Genomic DNA, 3,802 nt, shown 5'->3' on the forward strand with positions numbered 1-3,802 from the left:
GGGTACCGGGGAGGTGGACACGCTCGGGGAATCGGGCAGGAACTTCCAGGTCTGCTTTCCGGTGCCGTCACAGGCCACGATGTTCGTCTGCGCGCCCCAGGGGTCCTGGCTGGGCGAGTTCAGGCAGAGACCGGAGGCCGAGCCCTTGATGGGGCTGGTACTGGTGAAGCCGCGCACGACGTGCTGGCCCGACCCCGAGGGCGTGCTGGCGAAATTGGACTGCCCCGCGCAGCTGCCGTACTCGTAGACGTTGTTGACCACGCCGGACAGGCCGCCCGCGTCCGTGCTGCTGGGGCCGCCGAAGTAGGCGTCGGACACCGTGTTCTGAGCACAGGTGCCGGCGGCGTTGTAGTAGACGTACTCGACGAACCCGTTGCCCGAGGAGGTGAGCAGACCGCTCGGCACCGTCCAGCTGCCGATGTGGGCCACGGGCTGCTGGAGGTTGGCGGAGTCGTACACGTCGCCGGTCCAGGTGTTGGTGGTGGACGTGCTCGCGGTCCGCTTCACCGTGAGGTTGTAGGTGTGGCCGTATACGGCGTTGAAGAGGACGGAGCACGACTGGCCGGCGTTGCCGTCGGCGCCCGGTCGGCAGTTGGGGTCGCTGCTGGAGGTGTCTCCGGGGGTGCCGGCGCCGCCGGAGGCGAACACCGAGAAGATGGCACGGAACTGCTGGGTGTTGCCGCTGGTCGGCTGGGGCTGCAGGCCCGTATAACCGGTCCGGCCGTTGGCGACGCCGAACTGCTGGGCGTAGTAGAGGCCGGTCTGCTCGCTCGCCGGGTTGATCGCCATCGGGAAGGTGATGTTGGTCAGTTGCCCTGAGGGAGCGTTCGGGACCGACCAGCCGAGGGATACGTTGCCGCCGAGGCCGAAGTCGACAGCCGACGCCGGCGTCGGGGCGAGCAGCAGGAGCGCCGCGGTCGCCACTGCGGTGCCGCAGCGCCGCAGTGTCGAGGGGAGGGACATGCGAGTTCCTTCCTGCCGCCCGTGCGCGAGAGGCCGTCAGCGGCATGACTGGAGGTGCTGGTGCGAACTGGCGGGAGAAGCGCTTCGAGCGGAGCGATGACGCGAGCCGGAGCTTCCAAGGCCCGTACACACGTCCTACCACGATGCGATGCACACAGCATCCACACAGTCGCCGTCAGTGAGGAACCGTTTCTTCAAATCAGCCACCTCCCATCCGTGAAATGACGGAAATCCCCACTGTGGCCGTCATCACGGAGAGAGGTGCGAGAGGGCGGGCAACCGCGACACCCGTAGCCTGACGGCCTGACACCGCAGGGGGCCGTCCGCTCGGCGTGGGTGGCGCACGTGCGGTGGCGGGCCGGCGGCGAGGAACACCTGCTGCTGCACGTCGCCGTGGACGAGGACCTGCCTTCGGTCTCCGCCGACCGCCTGATGCAGGTCCTGCTCGGCGAGGAGGTCGAGCCCGGCCCGAGGCACCCGAAGGTCGGGATGCTCGCCCTGAACACCACGACCCATGCCGACACCATCGCCGAACTCGACCGCCAGGGCCTGGACACCGTGCGCCACGACGTCGCGTCGGGCCGGATCCAGGTGATCTCCCGTGAGTACGACGACCCGTCCGCGGCCCTGACGAAGACCGCCGCGCCCCAGCTCCGGGCCAAGCGCCGCCGGTTCGGTCGCTCCTGACAGGACGCCGTCCGTGAGGCGAAGCGGCCACCCGTCACTCGGTCCGACAGCCCGGCCCAACCACGAGGCAAGCCGGTGAACACTCGAAGGTTGACGATGCATACGATCCGATAACTCTCTGCAAGCCACCCGGTCGCTCCATGGTGTCCCGATGCGCCGGTAGAGACTCCTCTGCCCGGCAGCCGTCCTGCTCCTGGGCGCAGCATCGGTTGCCGTTGGTGGCGACGCACACATCGTCGACCGGGCCGGCCCGTGGCCCGAGAGGAACACGAGTCCCTTCACGCCAGGTGTCCGATCGACTACCCTCTGCTCTGTAGATCTTCGGAGCGTTGCAGCAGAGGGGGAATCACCGTGGGTGACGAGAACAAGGGCGGCCCGAACGACGGCAAGGGCGGGGCCCACGCCAAGCCCGGCGGTCCGCAGATCGGCCCGAAGCCGAACCCGGACGGACAGGGCCCGACTCCCGATCCGAAGCACAAGTGACGGCGGCCACCGACGTCCAGGTCCGGCTGGTCGACCGGCTGGAGGCCTCGGGTGCCCTGACCCCCGGTTGGCGGCAGGCGTTCCTCGACGTCGGCCGCCATGAGTTCCTCCCGGACGTCTTCTGGGCGAGCACCGGCGACGGCTACGAACGTTGCGACCGCGCGCAGAGCCCCGGGCGGTGGCTGGAGCTCGCGTACTCCGACGTGGCGATCGTGACGCAGTGGGACGACGGAACGGACAGCGGACAGCAGCGGGAGCCGACCTCGTCGGTGTCCATGCCGACGATGGTCGCCTCCATGCTGCGCGACCTGGACGTCCACGAAGGCCACAGGGTCTGGGAGGGCGGAACCGGCCCCGGCTGGAACGCCGGGCTGCTGGCCCGGCGCCAGGGCGCGCACAACGTGGTGACCGTGGAGCTGGACCCGGCGGTCGCCGCCCAGGCCGCCGCCAACTTCCGGGCCCTCGACGCCGCTCCGATCGCGGTGGTGGGCGACGCGGCCCACGGATACCTGCCCGGGGCCCCGTACGACCGAGGAATCCTCACCTGCTCGGTACGTGAGGTCCCCCCGGCCGTGATCGGGCAGATCCGCCGGCAGGGCGTGCTGGTGCTGCCCTTCGCGCCGCTCTTCGGGGGCGGAGCCGTCGCCCGGCTGACCGTCGCCGACGGCACGGCCATGGGCCCGTTCACCGGCTCCTCGGCGTTCATGCGCATGCGCCAGCAGCGCTACCAGGCCCCGCCCGTCGACGACTACCTGCCCGGCGACTGGCCCGGGGACGCCGCGCAGGAGTACACGACCCTGAACCCGCTCGAACTCGTCGACGACTGGCTGGCGTCCTTCGTCGTGGGCCTGACCGTACCCGACGTGTACTACCGGCGCAGCGACGGCGGCGGTATGACGACCCTGTGGCTGTTCGACACGGGCGTCACCTCCTGGGCGACGGTGGACTTCGTGGACGGCGCGCGCCGGTTCGAGGTCCGCCAGTCGGGCCCCCGTCGGATGTGGTCGGAGGTCGAGGAGTCCTTCCAGTGGTGGGTGGGGGAAGGCCGTCCGGGGTTCGAGAGCTTCGGGCTGACCGTGGGCGTGGGCGGGGGCGGGGGCGAGCACCGGGCGTGGCTGCACGAGCCGGCCAACCCGCTGCCGTCCCCACGGGGGCGGGGCTGAACCGCGCAGGCCGCGTGCAGCATCGGCGGAACCGGTTGCGGCGGCCCGTGGACGTACCACGAGAACGCGGAGGAGTCGTGCACGGCGATGCCGTGACCACGGTGGTCATGTCGGTCCACCAGGCTGTCCCTTGTCCGCTCGGCGAACATGTCAACCGATCTACTACGGCAGCCGGCGGTCCTCGAAGGGGTCGTCGGAGTCGTGGGGCTCGTACGGCTCGAAGTCGGGGCGGTCGATGAGCTCGGCGACCGAGAAGGGGTGCCGGTGGTCGGTGAGGAGCCGGTGGACGAACTCGGCGGTGGAACCGTCGAACCGCGCACAGCTGTCGCCGTCCTCGTTGCGGGCGATGACCGGCCACCGGTTCGGGTCTGCGCCCTCCGTCAGCCAGTAGAACTGGTCGGCCCGGACGGAGTCGGTGAGCTCGGCGACCGAGAAGGGGTGCCGGTGGTCGGTGAGGAGCCGGTGGACGAACTCGGCGGTGGAACCGTCGAACCGCGCACAGCTGT

At 70.3% G+C, this 3,802-nt stretch carries 4 protein-coding genes and 1 pseudogene; 3 read left to right on the forward strand and 2 right to left on the reverse strand.

From position 1 onward, the window contains the following. The coding region (locus ACIQOV_RS31860) for a DUF3472 domain-containing protein (RefSeq protein ID WP_401054163.1) at positions 1 to 963 on the reverse strand (963 nt) is incomplete at its 3' end. 336 nt (positions 964 to 1,299) lie between these two features. Here ACIQOV_RS31860 and ACIQOV_RS31865 point away from each other — a divergent pair. The 3 genes from ACIQOV_RS31865 (at position 1,300) to ACIQOV_RS31875 (ending at position 3,296) form a co-directional block, all read left to right on the forward strand. Continuing rightward, positions 1,300 to 1,650, forward strand: coding sequence for a hypothetical protein (locus tag ACIQOV_RS31865; protein WP_401054164.1), 351 nt, complete (start codon positions 1,300 to 1,302; stop codon positions 1,648 to 1,650). A 351-nt stretch (positions 1,651 to 2,001) separates the two neighbouring features. Continuing rightward, a complete protein-coding gene (locus ACIQOV_RS31870; RefSeq protein ID WP_331768627.1) occupies positions 2,002 to 2,133 on the forward strand; it encodes a hypothetical protein in 132 nt (43 codons plus the stop codon). Beyond that, a complete protein-coding gene (locus ACIQOV_RS31875) occupies positions 2,130 to 3,296 on the forward strand; it encodes a protein-L-isoaspartate(D-aspartate) O-methyltransferase (RefSeq protein ID WP_331768628.1) in 1,167 nt (388 codons plus the stop codon). The genes ACIQOV_RS31870 and ACIQOV_RS31875 overlap by 4 nt, the downstream gene beginning before the upstream one ends. Before the next feature lie 162 nt (positions 3,297 to 3,458). Here the strand turns inward: ACIQOV_RS31875 and ACIQOV_RS31880 are convergent. Further along, a pseudogene (locus tag ACIQOV_RS31880) lies at positions 3,459 to 3,802 on the reverse strand (hypothetical protein); the annotation flags it as partial.

Source organism: Kitasatospora sp. NPDC091257 (genome assembly GCF_044757675.1).
Lineage (GTDB): Bacteria > Actinomycetota > Actinomycetes > Streptomycetales > Streptomycetaceae > Kitasatospora > Kitasatospora lactacystinica.